Origin of the sequence: Thiomonas sp., from assembly GCF_034007205.1 — a bacterium.
GTDB lineage: Bacteria > Pseudomonadota > Gammaproteobacteria > Burkholderiales > Burkholderiaceae_C > Thiomonas.
This window is the reverse complement of record NZ_JAVERI010000012.1, coordinates 1-24,564: the sequence shown is the minus strand read 5'-3', so window position 1 is coordinate 24,564 and position 24,564 is coordinate 1. Positions and strand designations below refer to the sequence as shown.

At 63.0% G+C, this 24,564-nt stretch carries 23 protein-coding genes; 7 read left to right on the top strand and 16 right to left on the bottom strand.

Going from position 1 to position 24,564, the window contains the following annotated elements; genetic code table 11:
• Positions 1–143 precede the first annotated feature (143 nt).
• Positions 144–950: an exodeoxyribonuclease III gene (locus RBR52_RS10850; protein WP_320377258.1), complete on the bottom strand. Its 807-nt coding sequence runs from the start codon at positions 948–950 to the stop codon at positions 144–146.
• Between the two features lie 214 nt (positions 951–1,164).
• Between RBR52_RS10850 and RBR52_RS10845 the strand changes: the two genes are divergently transcribed.
• Complete coding sequence (locus RBR52_RS10845) at positions 1,165–1,737, top strand: DUF4124 domain-containing protein (RefSeq protein ID WP_320377256.1); 573 nt, start codon at positions 1,165–1,167, stop codon at positions 1,735–1,737.
• An 85-nt stretch (positions 1,738–1,822) separates the two neighbouring features.
• On the opposite strand, the gene RBR52_RS10840 is transcribed toward RBR52_RS10845, so the two are convergent.
• On the bottom strand, positions 1,823–2,371 hold the full coding sequence (locus tag RBR52_RS10840) for an acetate uptake transporter (RefSeq protein WP_320377255.1): 549 nt from the start codon (positions 2,369–2,371) through the stop codon (positions 1,823–1,825).
• 242 nt (positions 2,372–2,613) lie between these two features.
• Here RBR52_RS10840 and RBR52_RS10835 point away from each other — a divergent pair, with 242 nt between their 5' ends.
• Positions 2,614–3,420, top strand: a complete 807-nt coding sequence (locus RBR52_RS10835) for a sulfite exporter TauE/SafE family protein (protein ID WP_320377253.1) — start codon at positions 2,614–2,616, stop codon at positions 3,418–3,420.
• Between the two features lie 135 nt (positions 3,421–3,555).
• A complete protein-coding gene (locus tag RBR52_RS10830; RefSeq protein WP_320377251.1) occupies positions 3,556–4,053 on the top strand; it encodes a hypothetical protein in 498 nt (165 codons plus the stop codon).
• Between the two features lie 18 nt (positions 4,054–4,071).
• On the opposite strand, the gene rimO is transcribed toward RBR52_RS10830, so the two are convergent.
• The 6 genes from rimO to pgeF all read right to left on the bottom strand — a co-directional run bounded on the left by rimO (position 4,072) and on the right by pgeF (position 10,939).
• Entirely contained in the window at positions 4,072–5,472 is a 1,401-nt protein-coding gene (gene rimO / locus RBR52_RS10825) for a 30S ribosomal protein S12 methylthiotransferase RimO (protein WP_320377249.1), read from the bottom strand.
• A 55-nt stretch (positions 5,473–5,527) separates the two neighbouring features.
• Positions 5,528–6,073, bottom strand: coding sequence for a polyhydroxyalkanoate synthesis repressor PhaR (phaR, locus tag RBR52_RS10820; protein ID WP_320377247.1), 546 nt, complete (start codon positions 6,071–6,073; stop codon positions 5,528–5,530).
• A 172-nt stretch (positions 6,074–6,245) separates the two neighbouring features.
• Positions 6,246–6,986: an acetoacetyl-CoA reductase gene (gene phbB / locus RBR52_RS10815; protein WP_320377245.1), complete on the bottom strand. Its 741-nt coding sequence runs from the start codon at positions 6,984–6,986 to the stop codon at positions 6,246–6,248.
• Positions 6,987–7,031: 45 nt separating this feature from the next.
• The gene (locus RBR52_RS10810; protein ID WP_320377243.1) at positions 7,032–8,210 is read right to left on the bottom strand and encodes an acetyl-CoA C-acetyltransferase; all 1,179 of its coding nucleotides are present in this window, start codon (positions 8,208–8,210) and stop codon (positions 7,032–7,034) included.
• A gap of 41 nt (positions 8,211–8,251) precedes the next feature.
• Entirely contained in the window at positions 8,252–9,985 is a 1,734-nt protein-coding gene (phaC, locus tag RBR52_RS10805) for a class I poly(R)-hydroxyalkanoic acid synthase (RefSeq protein ID WP_320377241.1), read from the bottom strand.
• A 114-nt stretch (positions 9,986–10,099) separates the two neighbouring features.
• Entirely contained in the window at positions 10,100–10,939 is an 840-nt protein-coding gene (gene pgeF, locus RBR52_RS10800; RefSeq protein ID WP_320377239.1) for a peptidoglycan editing factor PgeF, read from the bottom strand.
• Positions 10,940–11,086: 147 nt separating this feature from the next.
• On the opposite strand from pgeF, the gene RBR52_RS10795 reads away from it, so the two are divergent.
• Positions 11,087–11,911, top strand: a complete 825-nt coding sequence (locus tag RBR52_RS10795) for a glycosyltransferase family 2 protein (RefSeq protein WP_320377237.1) — start codon at positions 11,087–11,089, stop codon at positions 11,909–11,911.
• A 9-nt stretch (positions 11,912–11,920) separates the two neighbouring features.
• Here RBR52_RS10795 and RBR52_RS10790 read toward each other — a convergent pair whose 3' ends face one another.
• The gene (locus tag RBR52_RS10790; RefSeq protein WP_320377235.1) at positions 11,921–12,940 is read right to left on the bottom strand and encodes an RluA family pseudouridine synthase; all 1,020 of its coding nucleotides are present in this window, start codon (positions 12,938–12,940) and stop codon (positions 11,921–11,923) included.
• Between the two features lie 70 nt (positions 12,941–13,010).
• On the opposite strand from RBR52_RS10790, the gene RBR52_RS10785 reads away from it, so the two are divergent.
• Positions 13,011–13,844, top strand: coding sequence for an outer membrane protein assembly factor BamD (locus RBR52_RS10785; RefSeq protein WP_320377233.1), 834 nt, complete (start codon positions 13,011–13,013; stop codon positions 13,842–13,844).
• Between the two features lie 228 nt (positions 13,845–14,072).
• On the opposite strand, the gene RBR52_RS10780 is transcribed toward RBR52_RS10785, so the two are convergent.
• Positions 14,073–16,088 carry an ATP-dependent DNA helicase gene (locus RBR52_RS10780; protein WP_320377231.1) on the bottom strand — a complete coding sequence of 672 codons (2,016 nt, stop codon included), beginning with the start codon at positions 16,086–16,088 and terminating at the stop codon, positions 14,073–14,075.
• 166 nt (positions 16,089–16,254) lie between these two features.
• Between RBR52_RS10780 and RBR52_RS10775 the strand changes: the two genes are divergently transcribed.
• Entirely contained in the window at positions 16,255–17,115 is an 861-nt protein-coding gene (locus RBR52_RS10775) for a PP2C family protein-serine/threonine phosphatase (RefSeq protein WP_320377229.1), read from the top strand.
• On the opposite strand, the gene RBR52_RS10770 is transcribed toward RBR52_RS10775, so the two are convergent.
• From RBR52_RS10770 to RBR52_RS10760, 3 genes are all read right to left on the bottom strand, one after another.
• The gene (locus RBR52_RS10770; protein ID WP_320377227.1) at positions 17,104–17,910 is read right to left on the bottom strand and encodes an enoyl-CoA hydratase; all 807 of its coding nucleotides are present in this window, start codon (positions 17,908–17,910) and stop codon (positions 17,104–17,106) included. The genes RBR52_RS10775 and RBR52_RS10770 overlap by 12 nt on opposite strands.
• Before the next feature lie 64 nt (positions 17,911–17,974).
• On the bottom strand, positions 17,975–18,382 hold the full coding sequence (locus tag RBR52_RS10765; RefSeq protein WP_320377225.1) for a lysozyme inhibitor LprI family protein: 408 nt from the start codon (positions 18,380–18,382) through the stop codon (positions 17,975–17,977).
• A gap of 67 nt (positions 18,383–18,449) precedes the next feature.
• Positions 18,450–18,656 carry a hypothetical protein gene (locus tag RBR52_RS10760; protein ID WP_320377223.1) on the bottom strand — a complete coding sequence of 69 codons (207 nt, stop codon included), beginning with the start codon at positions 18,654–18,656 and terminating at the stop codon, positions 18,450–18,452.
• Between the two features lie 402 nt (positions 18,657–19,058).
• Between RBR52_RS10760 and RBR52_RS10755 the strand changes: the two genes are divergently transcribed.
• The gene (locus tag RBR52_RS10755) at positions 19,059–20,174 is read left to right on the top strand and encodes an alkene reductase (RefSeq protein ID WP_320377219.1); all 1,116 of its coding nucleotides are present in this window, start codon (positions 19,059–19,061) and stop codon (positions 20,172–20,174) included.
• Between the two features lie 76 nt (positions 20,175–20,250).
• On the opposite strand, the gene RBR52_RS10750 is transcribed toward RBR52_RS10755, so the two are convergent.
• The 3 genes from RBR52_RS10750 to RBR52_RS10740 are packed head-to-tail and all read right to left on the bottom strand — an operon-like array spanning position 20,251 to position 23,979.
• A complete protein-coding gene (locus RBR52_RS10750) occupies positions 20,251–21,264 on the bottom strand; it encodes an SDR family oxidoreductase (protein WP_320377217.1) in 1,014 nt (337 codons plus the stop codon).
• A 6-nt stretch (positions 21,265–21,270) separates the two neighbouring features.
• Positions 21,271–22,551, bottom strand: coding sequence for a nucleotide sugar dehydrogenase (locus RBR52_RS10745; protein WP_320377215.1), 1,281 nt, complete (start codon positions 22,549–22,551; stop codon positions 21,271–21,273).
• Positions 22,552–22,572: 21 nt separating this feature from the next.
• On the bottom strand, positions 22,573–23,979 hold the full coding sequence (locus tag RBR52_RS10740) for a TIGR03013 family XrtA/PEP-CTERM system glycosyltransferase (RefSeq protein WP_320377213.1): 1,407 nt from the start codon (positions 23,977–23,979) through the stop codon (positions 22,573–22,575).
• Between the last annotated feature and the right edge of the window lie 585 nt (positions 23,980–24,564).

The window sequence follows — 24,564 nt, the reverse complement described above, 5'->3', positions numbered from 1 at the left end:
ATTGTCCGGCGAAGTCCGCAGACGGCCGTAAAGCATTAGGAAATCAATGCTTTACGGCTTTTTTTATTCCGTAGCTGTTCGCCGTGGTTTTTTGACAGCCGCAGCCCGGCAGGGGTACAAACCGGGGCAAGAATCGGGGCACATCAGCCAACGTAGTCGATGGTGAGCGGTGCATGATCGGAAAACCGCTGCTCGGTGTAAATCCAGGCGCTTCCCGGCTTGGCCTGCGCCGCGATACCGGGGGTGGCCAGGTGATAGTCGATCCGCCAGCCCACGTTCTTGGCCCGCGCCTGTCCGCGATGGCTCCACCAGGTGTATCGATCGGGCGCAGGGTCGAGCTGACGGAACACGTCCACATAGCCCGCATCGTCAAGCAGGCGGGTCATCCAGGCGCGTTCTTCCGGCAAGAAACCGCTGTTCTTGAGGTTGCCTTTCCAGTTCTTCAGGTCGATCTCCTTGTGGGCGATGTTCACATCGCCGCACAACAGCACTTCACCCGCGGCTTTCAACGCCCGTAGATGTTCGTAAAAATCGGCCAGGAATCGAAATTTCGCCTGCTGCCGATCGTCCGAGCTGGAGCCCGAGGGAAAGTAGGCCGAGACGATGGATAAACGCCCGCCGCCGGGACGTTTGTAGATGGCTTCGACATAGCGCCCTTCGGCGTCGAACTCGGCATGACCAAAGCCGATGCGCACCTCATCGGGCTCATGTTTCCAGTAGAGGCCCACACCGCTGTAGCCGGGTTTCTCGGCATGATGAAACGCGGCCCCGGGCAGTCCGCCCAGAGTCCGCAAGCCGGGCGTCATATCGACATCGAGCGCCTTGAGCTCCTGTACGCACAGCACATCAGGGCGCGCCTGCTGCCGCAGCCAGTCATCGACCCCCTTGTTCGCGGAGGAACGCACGCCGTTGAGGTTGAGGGTGGTCACGCGCAAGGGGAAAGGCAACATATCCAGGCATCCGGTTGGATCAGGCGATGAGCAGGCAGGGCTTCGGGACGTCGCCCACGCAACACAGGCTGCGCCTGCAAGTCCGCAAAGCAAGGCACAATAAGGCGGCTCGTCAACGCGACGACCCCATACGACATTGTTGCAGCAACGCGCTTACCCGCAGTTCATGAAATTGATCGTGCGCCGACTTCGCCCTCTTTTCTTCGGTCTTTTGTTGAGTGCCCCTGCCTGGGCGCACGCCGACATCTACCTCTGTCGCGACGCGAACGGCACGCTCGTTTCCAGCGATCGCCTGACTCAGGATTGCCTGAACTACGGCGGCCGCGTGATCGGCGCCGACGGCACCGTGCGAAGGCGCATTCTCACCCTCGAGGAACAGGCCGAGCAGGCCCGGGCCAATGCGGCGGCGCAGAGTCTTGCCAGACAGCAGCGAGAACGACAGCGCGAAGATCGCGCGCTGTTGCTGCGCTATCCGAATGCTGCCGCGCTGGAGGCAGCCCGCGTCAAGGACTTGAGTCGTCCCCAGGCCCTGATCGAAGAAGCCAGCAAGCAACTGGTAAGCCTGCAGCGCCAGCGCAAGCAGTTGGAAATCGATGCGCAGTTTTATCCGCAGGGCCCGCTGCCTCTTGAACTGCGAACCAAGTTTGATGAAAACAAGGTCCTCACCCAGCAGGAAACCGAACTCATCGTCGGCCAGAAGGCCGAAATCGACCGCATCAACCGCGAATACGACGCGCTGCACGCCCGGATGAAACCGCTCTGGGCCAGAACCTCGGCAGCGCAATGACACGCCCGGCGGGACTCCCGGCCCATCCCCCAACGGATGAGCCAGGCTTCAGAACGAATGCAGCCATGCCGCGCAGCGGCAGCGGTCAAACCGGCAGGACGATGCGCCCCCAGGACTCATTGATGACCTCGGCCGCTGCCAGATAAAACGCCAGCGCGGCCGTAATCAGCCCCAGATAACCGCCGAATACGCTCAGACCGTCATTGCCCATCATTGCCCCAGCGGCCAGCAGATAAAAAGTGGGAACCAGCGCCGTGAATACCAGCATCAAGGCGCGACCCTTTTTCCAGGTGCCTATCCACAAATAGGTCGTGAACACGCCCCACAGCAGCAGATACCAGCCGACGAACGGCCCGCCCACGCCCTTGGCGAAGAAATCGACGAACAGGGCAAAACTCCACCAGAACGCGCCATAGCCGCAGAACGCGACAAAACCGAAACTGTTGCCGGCAAATGCCTCGATGACACCGGCGACGAACTGCGCCGTTCCGCCGAAGGCAAACGCCGCAGCCAACACCATCGGGACATCCGCGCCGGGAAACCATCCGGCATTCACCATGCTCAGCAGCCAGGTGGTCAGGGCAAATCCGGACAAGCCCAGCGGGGCCGGGTTGATCGCCGTTTTCTCAGTCATTTCAATCTCCTCGTTGGTTTATTCGCTCAACACGGCGCTTTCGCCGCGCGGTCTGCGTTTTTGCAGGCCCGCGCGGAGCATCGGCAACCTGGCTGACGATTCGCCTACATGTCACGCAAACAGGACAGGATTTACATCGTGTCGCTTTTCGCGCCTTCTGGCGACGCAATTCTTCGCCTCGCCACAAATCCGCACAAATCCTCACAAAACTCATAAGAGAGTTCTTATATGCTATGGCTACCATGCTCGCAGATCTGACCCTGACCCAACACATCCTGTCCGTCGTTTCCGGCGTGGCAGTCGGTTTCACTCTTGGCCTGATCGGCGGGGGCGGCTCCGTCCTCGCGGTGCCGCTGCTTCTCTATCTGGTGGGCTATCCCGTTCCCCACGTCGTCATCGGCACCACGGCGCTGGCGGTCTCCGTCAACGCCTATCTCAACCTGATACCGCATGCGCGGGCCGGGAATGTGCGCTGGAAGGAGGCGGTGATCTTCGCCATCGTCGGCGCGATTGCGGCCTTTGTCGGCTCCTCGCTGGGCAAGGCGGTCGACGGCAAGAAACTGCTCTTTCTGTTCGCGATTCTGATGCTGATCATCGCTGCCTTGATGGTTCGCCCGAAAAAAGCGAAACCCGGCGACATCGAAGGTCATCCGGGGCAGTTCTCACTCTGGAAATTGGTGCTATCTGCGGCGATCGTCGGCACGCTTTCGGGTTTCTTCGGCATCGGCGGCGGCTTTCTCATCGTGCCGGGCCTGGTGTTCGCCACCGGCATGCCGATGCTGGCGGCGGTGGGTTCCTCGCTGTTCTCGGTGGGGACCTTCGGCCTGACGACAGCGGTCAACTATGCCAGTTCAGGCCTGCTCGACTGGACGGTGGCGGGGCTCTACATTGCCGGGGGCATTGCGGGTGGGGTGTTCGGCGCGCGGCTGGCGACCCACCTGGGCAAGAGCAGCAAAGGCGCACTCAACCTGATCTTTGCGGCGCTGGTGGCCGTGGTGGCTGTTTACATGATCTACAGAAACATGTCGGCATTCGGCATCCATCTTTAAATAACGGCTCGAATTGCCGGCTTCGCCCGTTCAGTTTTTGACGCGCCTCAAGCGGTATGGTCAGATGGCCTGAGCCGGGGTGGAACCTGCTGGCCTCGATCTGTTCTGATGTTGCATTCGCTCACAGGAGTTCGAATGCAACGCCGTACCTTTTTATCCGCAGCGCTCGTCGCCGCTTCATTTGTCTGCGGCGCCTTACCCGCGCTGGCCTCGACTTCAACGCTGGGCGTGGGTGACACCCTGCCCCAGACGCAATTCGAGAATCAGCACGGCAAGAAGGAAGACTTTCCGGGCGCCGATACCCGCATCGTGTTGTTCGCGGTGGAAAAGGCGCCCTCCGATGTGGTGAACGACTACTTGACCGCCTTGGGCGTCGAGGCGATGCGCAAGCAGGGCATCGTGTTCCTCGCTGACATCAGCGGCATGCCGGGGTTTGTCACCCAGACTTTTGCACTGCCCAAGATGCGCAAGCGCCCCTATTCGATCCTGCTGGCCGGCAAGGCGGAACAGGCGGCCTTCATGCCGCACGAAAAAGAGGCGGTCACGGTGATGCAGATTCGCCAGGGCAAGATCACGCATATTGGGTTCGCGCGTGATTTGGCCGCGCTCAAGGCCGCCATCGGCGCGCAGTAAACAAGGGGCTGCGCGGCTTCAGAGCAGTTCACCCACCAGATCGTGCCCGTCGGTGCGCACGATGCGGACGCGCACGAACTGACCGCCGCTTTGCGCCAGCCGCATCCTGGCCGAGGGCTTCTCGGGCGACAGCAGATGCACTCTGCCGTCGATCTCAGGCGCATCGGCATAGCTTCTGCCCACGCCGCCGTCGCGGCTGGCCTGATCGACCAACACCCGCATCACCTGTCCCACCCGCCTGTGCAGCTTGCGCGTGGACACCTCTTCGGCCACGGCCATGAAGCGGGCTCTGCGCTCTTCGCGCAGCACATCGGGCACCGCACCAGGTAGCGCATTGGCAGCCGCACCCTCCACCGGCGAATAGGCGAAACAGCCCACGCGGTCGAGTTCGGCTTCACGGATGAAATCGAGCAGAGTCTCGAACTCCGCTTCCGTTTCACCGGGAAATCCGGCAATGAAGGTCGAGCGCACCACCAGTTCGTGGCAGATCTCGCGCCAGCGGGCGATGCGCTCCAGGTTGCGTTCGCCGCTTGCCGGGCGCTTCATGCGTTTGAGCACGTCCGGGTGGGCGTGCTGCAGCGGCACATCCAGGTAGGGCAGGATGCGTCCCTGTGCCATCAACGGCAACACCTCGTCGACATGCGGATAGGGATAGACGTAGTGCAGGCGCACCCAGGCGTCATGCTCGGCTGCGAGGCTGCCCAGCGCATCGACCAACTCGGTCATGCGGGTGCGAATCGGGCGTCCGTCCCAGAAGCCGGTGCGGTATTTCACATCGACGCCGTAAGCCGAGGTGTCCTGGCTGACCACCAGGAGTTCCTTCACGCCGGAGGCGAACAGCGCGCGCGCCTCGTTCAAGACCTCGCCGATCGGCCGCGACACCAGATCGCCGCGCATCGCCGGAATGATGCAGAAGGTGCAGCGATGGTTGCAGCCCTCGCTGATCTTCAGATAGGCGTAATGCCTGGGCGTGAGCTTGATGCCCGCAGGCGGCACGAGGTCGACAAACGGGTCGTGCGGCTTGGGCAATACGGCATGTACATGTCGCAGCACCTCGTCGGTCGCATGCGGCCCGGTGACGGCCAGCACCCTGGGATGCGCTTCTCGCACCAGGTTGTTGCCCGTCGCCGCATCATTGCGCGCACCGAGACAACCCGTGACGATGACCTTGCCGTTCTCGGCAAGCGCCTCACCGATGGCGTCGAGACTTTCCTGCACCGCGGCGTCGATGAAGCCGCAGGTGTTGACGATGACCAGATCCGCCCCGGCGTAGCTATCGGAGGTGTCATACCCTCGTGCGCGCAGTTCGGTCAGGATGCGCTCGGAGTCCACCAGCGCCTTGGGGCAGCCCAGGGAGACGAAGCCGACTTTCGGCGCAGCGGGCATCACCGAAGGTGATTGAATGAGAGATCGTTCCATCCCGCGATTGTCGCTGAAGGCTTGGCCCTCGGTCGACATGGCAACAGGCTGCAGCCTACTTCTTGGCTGGCGGCGGCTGGAACGCGCCCAGCATCTGCCTGGCCTGCTCCTGCATCTGCTCCTGCATCTGCATGTACAGGTTCTTGCTCTGTTCGAGGTAATTGCCCAACATGTTCTGCAGCATGGGGCTTTGCACGTTGAGAAACTGCGTCCAGGCCTCGGGGTTGAGCGCCGCGTTGTCATACACTCCGCGCGATTGTTCGGCGAGCTTGTTCTGGATGTCGATGAAGGCCTGCACATTCTTTTCCAGATAGCTGCCCATCATCCCCTGCATGGCGTGACCGTAGAAACGGATGATCTGTTCAAGCATCACCGAGCTGAACATGGGCAAGCCGCCGCTCTCCTCCTCCAGAATGATCTGCAGCAGAATGCTGCGGGTGAGGTCTTCGCCTGTTTTGGCGTCCTGCACCACAAAGCGCACTGCGTCCATCACCAGTTGCTTGACATCGCTCAGGGTGATGTAGGCGCTCGCTTCGCTGTCGTAGAGGCGGCGATTGGGGTATTTTTTGATGATGCGCTGAGGCGTGTCGGGCTTGGACATGGCGGTGGAATCTGTTCAATGAGCTGTTCAATGAGCTGTTCAATGATCTGTTCAATGAGCGCTCGACGAGGAGATGAGCGGATCAATGACCATCCGATTGAACCATACTCCCCGGTGATTGCCACCGAGGGATATCGAGACTCGTCCGCACCGCTGTGCATTGCGCACTTCCTCAGCTCATATGCAGCCCGCCGTTGCAACTGAATTCGGCGCCGGTCGTGAACCCGGCGTCCTCGCTCGCCAGCCAGGTCACGATGGAGGCGATTTCTTCCGGTGTACCCAGACGCTTGACCGGAATCGAGGCGATGATCTTGTCGAGCACGTCCTGCCGGATGGCCTTGACCATATCGGTCAGGATGTAGCCCGGCGATACCGTATTGACCGTCACCCCCTTGGAGGCAACTTCCAGCGCCAGCGACATGGTGAAACCGTGCATGCCCGCCTTCGCCGCGGCGTAATTCGTCTGGCCGAACTGGCCTTTTTCGCCGTTCACCGAGGCGATGTTGATGATGCGCCCCCAGCCCCGCTCGACCATGCCGTCGATCACCTGCTTGGTCACATTGAACATGGAATACAGATTGGTGCGCAGCACCAGATCCCAGTCTTCGTAGGTCATTTTGCGCAGCACGGCGTCGCGGGTGATGCCGGCGTTGTTCACCAGAATGTCCACTTGACCATGTTCGGCAAACACTTTCCGGAACGCCGCCTGGGTCGAATCCCAGTCGGCCACATTGCCCTCGGAGGCATAGACATCGAAGCCCTGCGCGCGCATGGTCTCCAGCCAGCTCTCCTTGCGGCTGGAGTTGGGCCCGCAGCCCGCGATGACCTTGTGTCCCGCCTCGCACAGTCGTTTGCAGATCCCGGTGCCGATGCCGCCCATGCCGCCCGTGACATAAGCTACTTTTTTGCTCATTGCGTACTCCTCGTTTTGGTTTCGGCTTCATCAATCTGCGCAGGTTCAACGCTCCAGCGCCATGGCCACGCCCATGCCGCCGCCGATGCACAGCGAAGCCAGGCCTTTCTTCGCATCGCGCTTGTTCATCTCGTGCAGCAGTGTGACCAGAATGCGGCAGCCGCTGGCGCCGATCGGGTGGCCGATGGCGATGGCCCCGCCGTTGACATTGACCTTGGCGGCGTCCCAGCCCATCTGCTGATTCACGGCGATGGCCTGCGCGGCAAATGCCTCGTTGATTTCCATCAGGTCGAGTTCCTGCGGCGTCCAGCCCGCGCGCGACAGACAGCGGGTCGACGACGGCACCGGCCCCATGCCCATATAGGCCGGATCGAGCGCGGCGTTGGCGTAGGCGCGGATGGCGGCCAGCGGCTTGAGGCCAAGTTGGGAGGCGCGCTGGGCCGACATGACCACCACGGCCGCGGCCCCATCGTTGATGCCCGAAGCATTGCCCGCCGTCACCGTGCCGCTCTTGTCGAACGCCGGACGCAGCGCGGCCAGGCTTTCCGCCGTCACGCCGTGCCGCACGAACTCGTCTGTGGCGAAGGCAACGGGGTCGCCTTTTTTCTGCGGCAGCATCACGGGCACGATTTCATCGTCGAAGCGCCCCGATTTTTGTGCCGCCTCGGCCTTGTTCTGGCTGGTAGCGGCGAAGGCGTCCTGCATTTCGCGGGTGATGCCGTATTTTCTCGCCACGTTTTCAGCGGTGATGCCCATGTGGTACTGATTGAACGCATCCCACAGTCCGTCGACGATCATGCTGTCGATCAGTTTCCAGTCGCCCATGCGCTGGCCGTCGCGCGAACCCGGCAGCACATGCGGCGCGGCGCTCATATTCTCCTGCCCGCCCGCCACCACGATGTCGGCATCGCCCTCACGGATGGCCTGCGCCGCCAGCATCACCGACTTCAGTCCCGAGCCGCAGACCTTGTTGACGGTCATCGCCGGCACCGTATCGGGCAGGCCCGCCTTGATGCTGGCCTGCCGCGCGCCGTTCTGCCCGATGCCCGCCTGCAGCACCTGCCCGAAGATCACCTCGGACACCTGCCCCGGCTCCAGCCTGGCGCGCGCGATCGCCTCCTTGATGACCAGCGCGCCCAGATCGACCGCCGGCACTTTCGCGAGCGAACCGCCGAATTTCCCCACCGCCGTGCGCACGGCGGACACGATGACGATATCAGTCATGACCAAAGCTCCTTCGTTTGAAAAAGATCATTTGCAGTTCATCAGGCCCGCACCTTGACATAGCGCCCCGGCGCGGGTTCGATGGGCTTGTAGCGAGCGTTGCCGGGTTTTTTCGGCGCCGCGATGTCGGGCCCGGCCTGCCCGGCCAGCCATTGCGCCCAGTCGTTCCACCAGCTTCCCGGCTGTTCGGTAGCGGCGTCGAGCCAGGCCTGCGGCTGCGCGGGCAGCTTGCGCTGACCGGAAGGCGAGGTCCAGTGGCTGCGCTTGTTGCGTTTGGCCGGGTTGATGACCCCCGCGATATGTCCCGAAGCACCCAGCACGAAGCGCATCGGCCCACCCAATATCTGCGTGGTCTGATACGCCGTCTGCCACGGCACGATGTGGTCTTCGCGCGAGGCATACACATAGGTCGGCAGCTTGACGGCCTGCAGATTGAGCGGCGCGCCGGCCACGGTCAGCGCGCCGGGCTGGCGCATCTTGTTTTCGAGGTAGGTATTGCGCAGATACCAGGCGAACATCGGCCCCGGCAGGTTGGTCGAATCGGAATTCCAGTACAGCAGGTCGAAAGGCGGCGGCGTCTCACCTTTGAGGTAATTGCCGACGACGTAATTCCACACCAGATCGTTCGGGCGCAGGCTGGAGAAAGCCGTGGCCAGCTCGCGCCCCGTCATCAACCCACCCTTGCCTATCGTGGCTTCGCGCAGGGACACCGAGGCTTCGTCCACATAAACGCTCAGAATGCCGGTATCGCTGAAATCGACCATGGTGGTCAGCAGGGTGGCGCTGTGGGCGAACGATTCGCCGCGCGCCTGCAGCACCGCCAGCGCATTGGCCAGCAGGGTGCCGCCGACGCAAAACCCCAGGGTGTTGATCGTGCCTTCGCTGCGCTTGGCGGCGATGTCGCGCACCACCTCCATCGCGCGGATCGCGCCATCCTGCACATAATCGTCCCAGGTCAGATGACCCAGGCTGGCGTCCGGGTTGCGCCACGACATGACGAAGGTACGGTGCCCCTGCTCCACGGCAAACCGCACCAGGGAATTGTCGGGTTGCAGATCGAGGATGTAATACTTGTTGATCATCGGCGGCACGAACAACAGCGGCCGCGCATGCACCTGTTCGGTCAGCGGCGCATATTCGATGAGCTGGAACAGCGCGTTTTCAAACACCACCTGCCCCGCCGTGGTCGCCACGTTGCGCCCCACCTCGAATACCGATTCATCGGTCTGGGTCAGGCGCCCCTGTTTCAGGTCCTTCAGCCAGTTGTTCACCCCGGCGCGCAGGCTCTCTCCCTGCGTTCGCACCGCCTTGTCGATCGCCTCGGGATTGAGCGCGAGAAAGTTGGACGGCGCCGCCGCATCGACCCATTGCTGCACGGCGAAGCGCAGCTTCTGCCGCGTCGGTTCATCGGCCTGCACGCTGTCGGCCAGATCGAACAAGGCGCGTGCGCCCAGCAGGTAGAGCGCGGCGGTGTAGCGCGAAATCCGGTTCGCGCTCCAGGCCTCGTGGGAGAAACGCCGATCACTTGCCGACGGGATGGAAGCAGGCGAAGCCTGCGCTTGCAGCAGACTGCTCCACAACTGACGGAACTCGTCAACGTAACGCTGTTGCAGAGAACGCAGGCGTTCGGGCGCGATCTGCACGGCCTGCGCTTTTGCGGCTCCTCCAAGCAGCGAGGCCCATTTCGGCTGCAGCTCGCCCCAGGCTGCCCAGGGGCCGGTCTGTCGCGGGAAAAAGGGTGGCGCAGCGCGGCCGGTCGAAGTGCTTTGTTCCATGGGATTTGAAACGACGGGGAGGGAGCAAGCCCATCCGCAAAAGCGGCAGGCCACGGCATTCTTGACCAGGCTGCATGCCCTGTCAACCGCGCTTGTACGATGCGCAAACAGGACCTAATCCACCCAGATGCACCCCGCCTGCCGCCCGGTGACGGCCTGGCGACGGTAAGAGTAGAACCGCTGCGCATGGACAAAGGTACAAAGGCCGCCCCCTGCAATCCCTTGCGCCGACACGCCCGCGGCCTGCAGACGGATGCGCGCAAGTTGCCAGATATCAGCCCACCACTTGCCGGGTTTTCCGGGTTTGAACGCCGCCGCCGTTTGCGCATGAAGGCCGACGAATGCCGCCCTCACCTCGTCGCCCACTTCGAAGGCCTCAGGCCCGATGGCCGGGCCCAGCACGGCCTGCACCTCGGCTGGATCGCACCCGGCACGGTCGCAAACAGCCTGCAGACAGGCTTCGAGCACGCCGCCCGCCAGACCGCGCCACCCCGCATGCGCCGCCGCCACCGCCCTGCCTTGCGGTGCGGCGAACAACACCGGCAGACAGTCGGCGACCAGCACCGTGGCGGCAACGCCGCGCCGCGTGGTGCAGGCGGCGTCCGCATCCGGCTCCGGGATCTCGCCATTCATCGGGTCGAGATCGGCCACCTCGATACCGTGCACCTGCCGCAAATAACGGGGCTGGGCGCCGCCCAGTGCTGCGCTCAGCAAGCGGCGGTTCTGCGACACAGCGGCAGGGTCGTCGCCCACATGACTACCCAGATTCATTCCTGCGCCTGCTGCGCCCTGTCCGCAGGCGCAGGGCCCCACGCTCACGCCCCCGGCACAACTGGTGAACACCGCGCGCACTCGCGGGTTGCCCGGCCAGACGACTTGCAGCCAAGGCGCCTGCGCCGTGTTGACGACGAGGTGGGGGGGGATGAAATCCGTCAGAACGGGCGTGAGCGGCATAGCGGGCACAATGCGCGGCAAGTTTGCGCCGGAAAAAGGTAAGGGAGGTATCCAGATGCTGCGATCGGCAAAGCTCGCAGCCTGTGTGCCGGCTGCCCGCAATTTATAGTGAAAGCCTACACCTCGTGCCGAGTGTTCTTCCCTGCGATGCGACTTTCCGTCATCATTCCCGCCCATCGGTCGCATGCCTTCATCGGCGATGCGCTGGATTCACTGGCTGCGCAGCACCGGCCAGACGGCCTCGTCATCGAAGTCATCGTCGTCTCAGATGACGGCACCGACTATGCCCGCCACTTCACCCCGACCCGCCGACAAGCGCTGGAGTGCCTTTGCACCACGACAGGACGCATCGCAGCCGGGCCATCGGCCGCGCGCAATGCCGGACTGCATCGCGCCGGCGGCGATTTCATCTCGTTTCTCGATGCCGACGATGTCTGGCTGCCCGAGCGCGCGGCCACTTTGCTGCCCATGGCCGCCACCCACGGCGCTGCGGTATGCCGCATGGCGATCACCCCCCTCGGTGCTGCGGATCTGCCGAAGCTGACGCCGGTATTGCCCGTGCACGGGCACCTCACACCACAGGAGAGTCTGCTGATCGACGGCGGATTCTGCCCGGTGTATCGCCGCGATTGCATCACCCACACATGGGACGAAGACCTCGACTTCGCCGAAGACCTGTTATTCAACCACGCCGCCGTGGTCAACGCCGGCGGCCTGTTCGTGCACCCCCAGCCGTTGATGCACTATCGCATCCGCCCCGATTCGGCCACGCATCACATGCCCGCGGCCAGTCACCGGGCCGAGCGCGCGTATGTGCAAATGTTGTCGCGTCTATCGTCTGCCGAGCGATCTTCGGCCCTGGCCGTCTGTCTGCAACGCAAGCGGCGGCTCAACGCGGCCTATCTTCAGGCTTGGCAACAAAAGCCCGGACTGCACTTTGAAGAGTTCGTCCGCCAAGCGCGCATGAGTTGATCCGGGGTCTCACCAGCGCTGCGGATCGATCTCTTTCGACTCACCGCCGCAAGCCTCCCAGAAACGGGCGATGTCCACGGGAACGGGAGCGATGAAATCCAGCGGCTTGTCGCTGGCGGGATGAGCAAACCCCAGCCGCGCGGCATGCAGCGCCTGGCGGCCCAGCGGCAGATCGGGGCGCAGGCGCCCGCCATAGACCGGGTCGGCCGCCAGTTCGAGCTTGGCAAATTGCAGATGCACGCGAATCTGATGCGTGCGCCCGCTGTGCAGCTTGCAGCGCAGCGCCGTCAGCGGCCCCCAGCGGGTGTCGAGTTCGGCCAGCGGGGTGAAGTCGGTGCGGGCCGGTTTGCCACCGTGCACCACGGCCATGCGCAGGCGGTCGCGCGGATGACGGCCGATGGGCGCATCCACGCTGAACGCGCGATCGACCGATCCCCAGGCCAGCGCGAGGTATTGGCGGTGGATGGTGCGCGCCTGCAGCCTGCGCACCAGTTCGGTCTGCGCCTGCAGCGTGCGCGCCGTGACCATCAGCCCGCTGGTGTCTTTGTCGAGACGATGGACGATGCCCGCGCGCGGCAGCCCGGCGGTCTCGGGATAGCGAGCCAGCAAGCCGTTGAGCAGGGTGCCGCTCCAGTTGCCCGCGGCCGGATGCACCACCAGCCCCGCCGGTTTGTCGAGCACGGCCAGATCGGCGTCTTCGAACACCACGTTCAGCGGCACGTCTTCGGGGGCGAAGGCTGTGTCCTCGGGCAAGACGGGCACGCTGATGCGCAGGGTTTCGCCCGCGCGGGCCTTGTCGCGCACCCCCGCCACCTGCGCGCCCATGCGCACCAACCCGGCCTCGCACCATTGCTGCAGGCGGCTGCGGGAATACTGCGGGAACTGCGCGGCAAGCACCTTGTCCAGACGCTGCCCGGCGGCGGCCTCGGGCACGACGGCTTCGAGCAGCAGCGGCTGGGCAGCCGTGAGGTCTTCGTCGAGATCGTCGTCGACCTGTGCCTGGGAGGGAGTTGGGGAGAAATCGGTCATGAGGGGGAATCGAGGCCCCCAAAGAGGCTCCCTATAATCTGTGCGCTTTACACCACCCTGGGCGATTGATATGCGTGTTGCGTTGTACCGTCTCTGGACGCTGCGGTTGTCGGGCGCTGCGGCGGCAGTCGTGCTGAGCGTCGTGCTGCCTGGCCTTGCCGGCTGCGCCTCAGCGCCGCCGAAAGACGAAACCCTGGGCTGGTCGTCGGCCAAATTGTATGCAGAGGCCAAGGACGAGATGAGCAGCGGCAACACCGACAAGGCGGTGAAGCTGTATGAAAAGCTGGAGTCGCGCTATCCCTACGGGCTCTACGCCCAGCAGTCACTGCTGGAAATCGCCTATGGCAATTACAAGCAGGGCGAACGCGCGCAGGCCCTGGCCGCGGTCGATCGCTTTCTCAAGCTCTATCCCAACAACCCCTACGCCGACTATGCGCTCTATCTGAAGGGCCTGATCAACTTCAACACCGATCAGGGCTGGTTCTCCTTCCTGTCGGATCAGAAGCTGTACGAACGCGATCAGGCGGCGGCCAGGCAGTCTTTCGAGGCCTTCAAGGAACTCGTCACCCGCTTCCCCGACAGCAAGTACGCGCCCGACGCCCGCCAGCGCATGCGCTACATCGTCAACTCGCTGGCCGAGTATGAGACCCACGTCGCGCTGTTCTATTACCGTCGCGGGGCCTATGTGGCCGCGGCTGACCGCGCGCAGCGCGCCATCGAGCACTATCAGGACGCGCCGGCCAATCAGCTCGCCCTGGCCATTCTGGTCGATGCCTACGGCAAACTGGGACTGACCCAGTTGCGCGACGACGCCGAGCGCGTGCTCAAGCTGAACTACCCGCACAGCACCTATCTCACCGAAGGTCTGCCCAGGCGCGACGACTCGTTCTGGAAGCTCTGGTAAATCGTCTTTTCAGCGGATTTGCGGCGTGCCGCAGCGGCTTCTGTCGCATTCAACCCAGATTGTTCATTAGGACACGGGATGATGGCGTGGCGGTTTGGGGATGGATTGGGCCCGGCGCGACAAGCCCATAGCCCAAGCTATGGGCGCGAAGCGCCGGGGCAAAGACACCCCAAACCGACCGCCAGCAACCGTGTAGGGGCAAAGCCCCGCCTAATGGACAATCTGGGTTCAATCGGCCTGTCGCAAAAACGCCTGCGCCTCTGCGGTCTGGGTCAAGCGCGTGAAGGGTGGCAGACTCGCCAGAAGTTGCCGCCCCCAGCCCGTTGCCGTCAGGCGCCGGTCGCACACCACCAGCACCCCGCGATCGCTTTCGGTGCGGATCAGCCGACCCGCGCCTTGCTGCAGCGAGAGTGCCGCCTGCGGCATGCTGTAGTCGGCAAAGCCGCTGCGTCCCTCGGCCTCGATCTGCTTGAGCCGCGCGGCGGTGAGCGGGTCGTCGGGCGGGGCGAACGGCAGTTTGTCGATGATCACCAGGGTCAGCCGGTCGCCGGGCAGATCGACGCCCTCCCAAAAGCTCTGACTGCCCACCAAGACCGCCTGCGAGGTGCTGGCAAAGCGCGCCAGCAGAGCCGCCTTCGATTCATCGAACTGTTCCAGCACCGCCCGGTCGGGCAATAGCGCGCGCAGGGTTTGCGCAATGAGCCTGGCCGCGCGCAGAGTGGTCGTCAGCACCAGGGTGCCGCCGACGTTGCCCGAGGCGAGTTCAGCGGCAAGCGCCCCCACCGATTCCGAATGTCCCGGCTGGTTGGGCAGCGGCAGGTCTTGCGGCACCAGCAGCCGCCCCTGCCCGGCATAGTCGAACGGGCTGGCCACGCGCAATTCGCGGCAACGCGGCGCCACCCCGCCTTCGACCGGCGCACAGCCGCCCTGCTCCGGCGTCAGCCCCAGCGCGGCGCGGGCATGGCGAAAGTTGCCGCCCACGCTCAGGGTCGCCGAGGTGAAAATCCAGGCCTGACTGCGCTGCGCCAGCAGCGCGGCAAACGCCGGCGCGATGGACAGGGGCGCGGACTGCAGCCGCAGATGCGCGCCGCCCACGTCGGCCCAGCGCACCTGCGGGGGTTGCTCGCTCTGCTCGCGGTCAGGCGCCGCCTGCCAGTCTGAAAAGGCCTGATGCAGCGCGGTGCAGCGATCTGTCAGTCGCTCGAATTCAGCCGCTGCCTCGACATGCGCCGACAGCACCTCAGCGGTATGCGCCAATTGCGCCTGGAGGTCGTGCAGGGCCACGTCCCAGCCGGGCAGATCGAGCACCTGGGGCTGGCTCAGGCGCCCGGGGTTTTGCGGCGCGGCCAGACGCAGATCGCGCGCCGCACGCTCCAGCGCAGCGCTCAAGGTCTGCCAGTCGGCCAGGCCCTTGGCCTGTTGCAGCCCGCACGCCAGCACATCCCGACTGAGATCGACCACCTGCGCCGTGCCGCAGCGCGCGCCGAGAAACTGCACCCCGATCTCGGCGAGCTGGTGCGCCTCGTCGAGAATGAGGGTGTCGGCGGTCGGCAGCAATTCGGCCACGCCCTCGCCGCGCAAGGCCAGATCGGCGAAAAACAGATGGTGGTTGATGATCACCACGTCGCAGGCCAGCGCCTCGCGTCGCGCCTTCATCACGAAGCAGGCCTTGTAATCGGGACAGTCGGCGCCCAGGCAGTTGTCGGTGGTGGAGGTGACGAGAAAATTGAGCGCGGAGTTTTCTTCCAGCCCCGACAGCGCCGACAGATCGCCGCGCGCATCGCTTCTGGCGAACTGCGCGATGCGGCGCAACTGCGCATGGGCATGACGACCGTGCACCCACTGCGCCGCCCGCTGCAGACGGTAGAGACAGACGTAGTTGGAGCGCCCCTTGAGCACGCAGGTGCTCACCGCGGCGCCCAGCGCCCGGCGCGCGGCGGGCAAATCCTTGTTGTAGAGCTGATCCTGCAGATTGCGCGTCGCGGTGGAAATGATCACGCGCCCGCCATGCAGCAGCGCGGGCACGAGATAGGCCAGCGTCTTGCCCGTGCCCGTGCCGGCTTCGGCCATGAGGATGGCGCGGTCTTCGATGGCCCCCGCCACGGCAAGCGCCAGCTCGCGCTGCCCCTCGCGCACCGACCACTGCGGCAATTCCGCCTGCAGTGGACTGCCGGGAGAAAACAGCGCATCGCAATGCTCGGCCAGGGCCGTTGCGGGCGCGGGCGGTTGGGGCGCGGGGGACACGGGTTCAGTCGACATGCAAACGACGGGCGCATTCCCGTGGCGCAAATCCTGACGAAGACGCACCTGCACGCCCCCTAGAATCATCGGTGTTCTGCACTTGCAGCTTCGCTTGTTCGTTCACCCGCTCACCCCTATCCGCCTTCCGCATTGAATCGCCGCCGATTCTATGGATCCCGCCGATCACTACCCGCCTTCCCGATTGCCGCCCCTGCCCCAGCCGGTGCAGCACCGCGCGGGCGCCCGCTGGCGGCTGAGCGCGGCAAGCGGTCTGCACAAGGGCGACCGGCCTTACCAGCAGGATCAGTTGCGCATCATTCCTCACCCTCGCGTGCAGGGTTGCGTGCTGGCGGTGATTGCCGACGGCATGGGCGGCAAGAGCGGCGGACGCAAGGCGGCCGATCAGGTCATGCTCACCGCGCAGCAACTGTTCGAGCGCTATCACCCCGACAGCGACGACCCGCACGCGCTGCTGCAGCAGATCGTGCAGGAGAGCCACAGCATGATCCGGCTCACCGCCCTGTCCACCGAGCAGGAGCCGCATTCGACCATCGCCTGCGCGCTGTTCCATGCCGACGAAGGCCGCTGTTACTGGACGCATGTGGGCGACAGCCGCATTTACGTCTTCCGCGACGGCCAACTGCTGCAGCGCTCCAAAGACGACTCGTATGTGCAAACCCTGGTCGACAAGGGCGAGCTCACCGAAGCCCGGGCGCGCAACCACGCGATGAGCAATGTGCTGACCTGCAGCCTGGGCATGTCCGAACTGCCGATCAAGCCCGTGGAAGAAAGCCCGCTGATGCCTGGCGACGTGCTCATGCTGTGCAGCGATGGGGTGTGGCACTACTTCAGCGATCAGGATCTGGAGATCGCCGTCTCCAAACTGCAGCCGCGCGAATGTTGCCAATACCTGATCGACAAGGCCCGCACCCGCGCGGGCGGGCGCGGCGATAACCTGTCCCTCATCGTCATCGAACTCGTGCGCCTGCCCGCGCCGGGCGAGACCTCAGGCGCGTCATCAGGCGCCTGAAGCCGCGCGCCAGCTCGGCTCGCGTTTTTCGATGAAGGCCTGCACGCCTTCGAGGGCGCAGTCGTCGAGCATATTGCAGGTCATGGTCTGCGCCGCGAGCTGGTAGGCGGCGTCGATGCCGGTCTCGACCTGGCGGTAGAACAGCGCCTTGCCCATGCGCACGGCGGCGGCGGGCTTGTTCAGAATGCTGGCGACCAGGCGCTCCACTTCGGCATCCAGCGCATCGACGGGGGCCACCCGGTTGATGAGGGCGCGCTGCTGCGCCGTGGTGGCGTCGATGAACTCGCCGGTCAGGAGCATTTCCATCGCCTGCTTGCGCGGCACATTGCGCGCCAGCGCCACGCCGGGCGTGGAGCAGAACAGCCCGTAGTTCACGCCCGAGACGGCAAAGCGCGCGTCGGCGCTGGCCACGGCCAGATCGCAACTGGCGACCAACTGGCAACCCGCGGCGGTGGCGATGCCATGCACCTGCGCGATGACGGGCTGGGGCAGGCGCATCAACCCGGTCATGACCTTGCCGCAACGGGCAAACAGCGCCTGGTAATACGCCTGCGAAGGTTGGGCGCGCATTTCCTTGAGATCGTGTCCCGCGCAGAAGGCCCGACCCGCGCCGCGCAGGATGACCACGCGGGCGGCGTCGTCTTCCATCAGGGTGTCGATCTGCGCCTGCAGCGCGTCGAGCAGGGTTTCGGACAGGGCGTTGAACGCCTGCGGGCGATTGAGCGTGAGGGTGACCACGCCGCGCGCATCGCGTTCGTGCAGCAGGACTTCGGTCGGGTTGGATGCATTGGACATGGCGGAGTCTCCTTGGGTTTTTCGCGAATGTTGCCATGTCACGCTGAACTTTGCCTGACGCGGTTCATCGCGGCGGGCAAGTGGCGCCGGAGCAGTGCAGAAAGCCGTCGAGCTGGGCGATGCGGGTGCGGATCATGCCCGACAGACAGGCATCCTGGCGCTGGTTCCACTCTGCGCCGCCGTGGTCGGGCGGGCCGTCGCGGAACAGGCATTCCGCATTTGCCCAGCGCCGCCACAGATTCTGCGCATGAACGAGCCGCCTTTCGGTGTAGGTGCCCATGACCTTCTGCAGTTCCAGGCGATAGAGATGGAACATGCGGTCATTGAGCGCGTGCCGCGTCTGCGCGGCGCAATCGGCGCTGTGGGGCTGAGACAGGCAGATGGGCGGGGTCTTCACTTCGGGGGCGGCCTGCGCCTGCCCAATACACGCCAGCGCCAGCAGCCCGCCGCACAAAATGCCTCTTCCAAGCATCCTCATCCTCCGTTCAAAGGAAGATGGAGCTGCGCCTCGCCTTGCTGTTCCCTGCGGTTTCAATCGGTCACAACGCCGCCTGGTCATAACGATTTTGCGGCGGTGGCTGCCACCCCGGTCGCTGGCCGCGCGCGGTCAGCCGAAACGACTGCAGCACGTCGGAATAGAGCGCGATGATGATGGGCGTATTGCGCGAGCGCCAGCCCTGCTGCTGCGCAAAATCGAGGCAGTCGCGGTTCCAGTTGCGCATATGGCGCAGCGATTCGGGCAGCATGTGAAAATGAAGTGTCCGCCCGCTCGAACCCGGACGGGGCGATTTTCATCGGGTTGCTGTGGTGATCCTCGGCAGTGCCGATCATCACCAACGGCCGCGCTCGTTCCGTTCCAGATCCGGCACACTTTGGCCCGGTCACACTCATGCAACAGACGAATCATCTTGTTTTTTGTAGCTGAATGAGCGATGCCGTCAGCTTTCTGCTCGGGTCTGGCTGACGCGCAAGGCGCGTTACCCCTCTCTGTAAGAAGCCCGGCTCCCCCGGCCCGAGCACAGTCCGATCTACCAAGACGCCCCCGCCGACTCGCGCTGAGCAGAAGTCGCTCGATCCGTTTTGCGCCACCGTGCAGATCAGGCAAAAGCTGCCTACGATTGCCGCACCGCAACAACAAAAGGAACGACATGACTGCTCCCAATCTCTTCACCCCCCTGCAACTCGGCGCGCTGACTCTTCCCAACCGCATGGTGATGGCGCCGCTCACACGCTCACGCGCCAGGCAGCCGGGCGACATTCCCGGCGAAATGAATGCGCGCTATTACGCCCAGCGCGCCAGCGCGGGGCTGATCGTCAGCGAGGCCACGCAGATCTCGCGTCAAGGGCAAGGCTATGCCTTCACGCCAGGCATCCATACCGACGCACAGGTCGCCGGATGGAAGCAGGTGACCGAGGCGGTACATGCCGCAGGCGGCCGCATGGCCCTGCAACTCTGGCATGTTGGGCGCATCTCGCACCATCTGCTGCAGGAAAACGGCCAGGCACCCGTGGCGCCCAGCGCGATTCGCAGCGAGACGGGCGAAGCCTTCGTCGTGCTGCCCGAAGGCCCCAGGCGCGTGCCCTGCGACATGCCGCGCGCGCTCGAAACCGCTGAAATTCCAGGCATCATCGCCGACTACCGACGCGCCGCCGAGCGCGCGCTGGCAGCGGGCTTCGACATGCTGGAACTGCACAGCGCCAACGGCTATCTGCTGCAACAGTTTTTGGCCACGAACACCAACCAGCGCACCGATCAATACGGCGGCAGCCTGGAAAACCGCGCCCGCATCGTGCTCGAAGCCGTCGACGCCCTGATCGCCGCAGCCGGGGCCGATCGCGTGGGGGTGCGCATCTCACCGCATTTCAACCGTCACGACATCCAGGACGCGCAGACCGAGGAGATCCACCTCTATCTGACGCAGGAATTCGACCGCCGCGGCATCGCCTACATCCACATTGCCGAGCCCGACTGGGCGGGCGGCCCGGCCTTGAGCGATGACTTCCGCCAAAAGCTGCACGCCGCCTATGCGGGCCGCATCATCGTCTGCGGCAACTACACCCGCGAATCCGCCGAGGCGCGTCTGGCCTCCGGGCTGGCCGATGCAGTGGCCTTTGGCCGCCCCTTCATCGCCAACCCGGATCTGGTGGCACGGTTCCAGCAGGGCGCCCCGCTGAACGAACCCAATCCCGCCACCTTCTATGGCGGCGGCGAAGCCGGTTACACCGACTACCCCACACTCGACGCCTCCCCGTCGACGGTCTGAGGACAGTCTTTGCCCCAGCTAGCCCGAAATCGATCGGCCGCCCGCCTTACCAGCGGACAGCCGGGCAATCAGGCGCTCACGCCTTGCCGACGTACCAGGGCATCGCGATTTTCAAACCCGCCCGCACGCTGAAATCGGGGCTGTAACCCAGGAGGCGCTTCGCCTTGCCGATATCCGCCAGCGAGTGGCGCACGTCCCCCTTGCGAAAGTCGCGGTAGACCGGAGGGGTGAATTTCACGCTCGAATCGAGCGCCATGATTTGCTCGCTCAACAACTGGTGCAGGGTGTTCAGGCTGGTCTGCTCGCCAAACGCCACGTTGTAGACCTGACCCACCGCTTCGGGGTTGGCGCTCAAGCCTGCCAGCACATTGGCCTGCACCACATTGTCGACATAACAGAAGTCGCGCGTGGTTTCGCCGTCGCCGTTGATGAAACAAGGCTGATTGCTGCGGATGGCCTTGGCCCAATTGGGAATCACCGCGGCATACGGCCCGTTAGGGTCTTGGCGGGTGCCGAACACATTGAAATAGCGCAGCCCGATGGACTGCAGGCCATAAACCCGCCCGAACACATCGGCGTAGAGTTCGTTGAGATATTTGGTCACCGCATAGGGCGACAACGGCTTGCCGATGAGGTCTTCGACCTTGGGCAGACCGGGGTGGTCGCCATAAGTGGAACTCGAAGCCGCGTAGACGAAGCGGCTCACCCCCGCGTCGCGCGCGGCAACCAACATGTTCAAAAAACCGGTGGCATTGACCGCATGGGTCGCCAGCGGGTTTTCGATCGAACGCGGCACCGACCCCAAAGCCGCCTCGTGCAACACGATATCCACCCCCTGACAGGCCTGCTGACAGGTCTGCGGATCGACGATATCGCCCTCGATGAAGGTGTGCCGCTTCCAGGCCTCCTCGCCGACGAGGCGCCGCACCTCGTCCAGGTTGGATCGATGGCCGGTTGAAAAATTGTCCAGACTGACCACGCTCTGACCCTGCGTCAGAAGCGTCTGGATCAAGTGAGAACCGATGAATCCGGCGCTGCCGGTGACCAGCCAGCGCCGGGACTTTGAAGACAACAATGGCTCGATCGACATGGCGGGTCAAAGTCTCCAGACTTGCGCGCCATGCGATTGAAGCTCGGCCGCGTCGTATTGACACTTGACGTCCATGAAAATACCGGACGGCTGCAGTTTCTCAAGGACTTCGGCGACCGACATGTCTTTATAGGCTTGATGCGCCACGGCCGACACGACGGCTCGCGCGCGCGGCAATTCGGCCCAAGGCGTCAGCGTGACGCCATATTCGTGCACCGCCTCGTCCGGGTTTGCAATCGGGTCATGCACGATGACGTTTACCCCATAAGACGCCAATTCACGGATCACGTCGATCACTTTGGAATTGCGCAGATCGGGACAGTTTTCCTTGAAGGTCAAGCCGAGAACGATGACGTCGCTCCCCTTGATCGGCAGGCCCGCCAGACTCATTTGCTTGATCGTCTGTTCGGCGATGTATTTGCCCATGCCGTCATTGATGCGACGCCCTGCCAGAATCACCTGCGGGTGGTAGCCGAGCATATCGGCCTTGTGCGTCAGGTAATACGGATCGACACCGATGCAATGCCCGCCGACCAGACCCGGGCGGAACGGCAGGAAATTCCACTTGGTGCCCGCCGCCTTGAGTACCGCCAAGGTATCGATGCCGATGCGATGAAAGATGAGGGAGAGTTCATTCATCAGCGCAATATTCAGATCGCGCTGCGTGTTTTCGATCACTTTCGCCGCTTCGGCCACCTTGATGCTCTCGGCGCGGTACACCCCGGCAGTAATGATAGAGCCATAAACGGTAGCGACGGTTTCCAGCGTTTCCGGGGTATCGCCAGAAACGACCTTGACGATGCGAGTCAAGGTGTGCTCCTTGTCGCCTGGGTTGATCCGCTCGGGCGAATAACCAACAAAGAAGTCCCGCATCCACTTCAAACCAGAGTGTTTTTCAAGAATCGGCACACAGATTTCTTCCGTGGCGCCTGGATAAACCGTCGACTCATAGACCACGATCGCCCCGGGTCTGAGATTTTTGCCCACCGAAGTGCTGGCGCCGACGAGTGGGCTGAAGTCTGGGTTGTGCGCATCGTCAACCGGAGTCGGCACGGCGACGATCACAAAATCGGCCTCCTTGAGCTTCGAGGCGTCGGTCGTCGGTTCGAACAAGGTCGCCTGTTTGAGACTTTCTTGACTGACCTCTCCCGTCGGGTCGATATGCCTGCAATAAGCAGATATTTTCTCGACTGAAAGATCGAAACCGATGGTGCGATATTTTTTCCCAAACTCGACGGCCAAAGGAAGACCGACATATCCCAATCCAACTACAGCAACAACTGTCATCGCTTTCTTTCTAAAGTTAAATTATCTAGCGCCTTCACCAAAAATCACCACGCGCACAGTCTCGAACAAAATGAATAAATCCAGAAATACACTATTGTTTTTGACATAGTAAAGATCGAACTGCAATTTCCTCTTCGCATCCTCTACCGAGGCGCCGTAGGTATAACGCACCTGTGCCCACCCTGTGACACCCGGCTTGACGCTATGGCGAATGGCGTAGAAGGGGATGTCCTTTTCGAGCATATCCACAAAAGTCGGGCGCTCCGGGCGCGGCCCGACCATGCTCATTTCTCCACGCAAGACATTGATCAACTGGGGCAATTCGTCTATGCGGGTCTTGCGAATGAAAGCTCCGACCCGGGTAATGCGACTGTCATTCGTGCTCGCCCAACGCGCCACGCCGTCTTTTTCTGCATCGGTGCGCATGCTGCGAAATTTGAGGCAATAAAATGGCCTTCCAAAAAGACCGACGCGCTGCTGCTGGAAGAAAACCGGGCCCTTGTCTTCCAATTTGATGAACAATGCGGCCAGCAGCATGATAGGCCACAGCACCAGCAACAGAACACTTGCGCTCACCATATCGAAAAGACGCTTGGCCCACGCTCGGAGATGGCCTTGAGTAAAGCCCCCACCATAAATCAGCCAGCTTGCCTTCATGCTCTCTAGCGGTACTTCACCCTTGAGACGCTCGTAAAACGTGGGCAGATTGTGTACCGGCGTGCCGAGAATGCGGGCTTCGAGCAATTGCCGGATCGGGAGTACGCCGCCCCGGTGTTCACGCACAGCCACGATGATTTCGTCCACCCGCGTGTCGAGCACGACTTGTTCGAGAGGAATATTTTCATCAAAGACCTGACCAGCGAGTCGAACCGGGGCCTGGTCATCATGCTGCGTGGGATAAAAACCGACGATGGTATAGGAAGACCCGTGGTGTTCCATGATCTGGCGTGAAAGCGCCTGAGCCTCTCGCCCATTTCCGACGATCAGAATACGCCGCGTCATGCCGGAAAGCGCCGTCTGCCGCAGAAAGATGAAGCGGATAAGAATCAGAAGCGCCATTTGAAAAAGATAGGTAAACACCAGTACTCGGAATGAACTGCCCGCTTCGGTGAACATCAGCGTGTACCAATAAACCGGGAAGAAGACAAAGCCAAATGCAACCGTGGTGCGCACCAGAAAGCTGCGCAAGCTGTTTTCCGCGTCGATGCGGTAAACGCCAAGGGCGGTATAAAGCAACACCGTCAATCCAGTATACAGAATCAGTGGGTAAAACCCTTGCTGTGCCCAATACGATAAATCCTGCTTGCCTTCGGTCATCATATAAACAGACCAGGTCGCGAGAGCAAACGACAGAATGGAAATTGCCAGATCGACCAGCAATTCCAGCGTCATTTTTGCAGGAATATAGAGATTAAAGATCTTGAACATTTTTCACTCTGGGCAATGGGTTATCACGACAGACCGTCCATCAGCACACCAAGACCGGGCACGGACTCCCTGTGTTTGCGTGAATTCTGCGCTGCCAGGCGGTCAGGTCGATGTGAATTTTTTCGCACTTTTGTCGACAAATCCGAGCTTCTCGGTTGGTTTGTCGAATTGTTGCCAATCGGAAATAACACAGCCATCCCCGGCTCAAGCGGACCCCCCGATTCAAAGGATGTCTGCGCGATTTCTCACCGCAGGGCATGCCGTCTATGAGCGCCCACAGGGTCGGCTCGCCGATCCCCGCCGTGGGGTCATGGAAACTTGGGGCGGCCCTGCGTTTCCTTGTGAGCGCTGTGAGCTATCAGAAGGAGAAGGCGCTCGATGCAGGCTGGTCGTGGGCGCACGAGGAAGCGCCCGGCGCGGACTGGACACGGACGCATGAGCGGTACGGCGGCCGGCAGAGGTCGCGTCCCGCGACGTGGTGTAAGTCCACAGTGCGTATTTCAGCCCATCGTGGACGGCATTTCAGGCTGATCGTGGACGGGATTTCAGCGTGATCGTGGACGGCGTTTCAGTCTGATCGTGGAC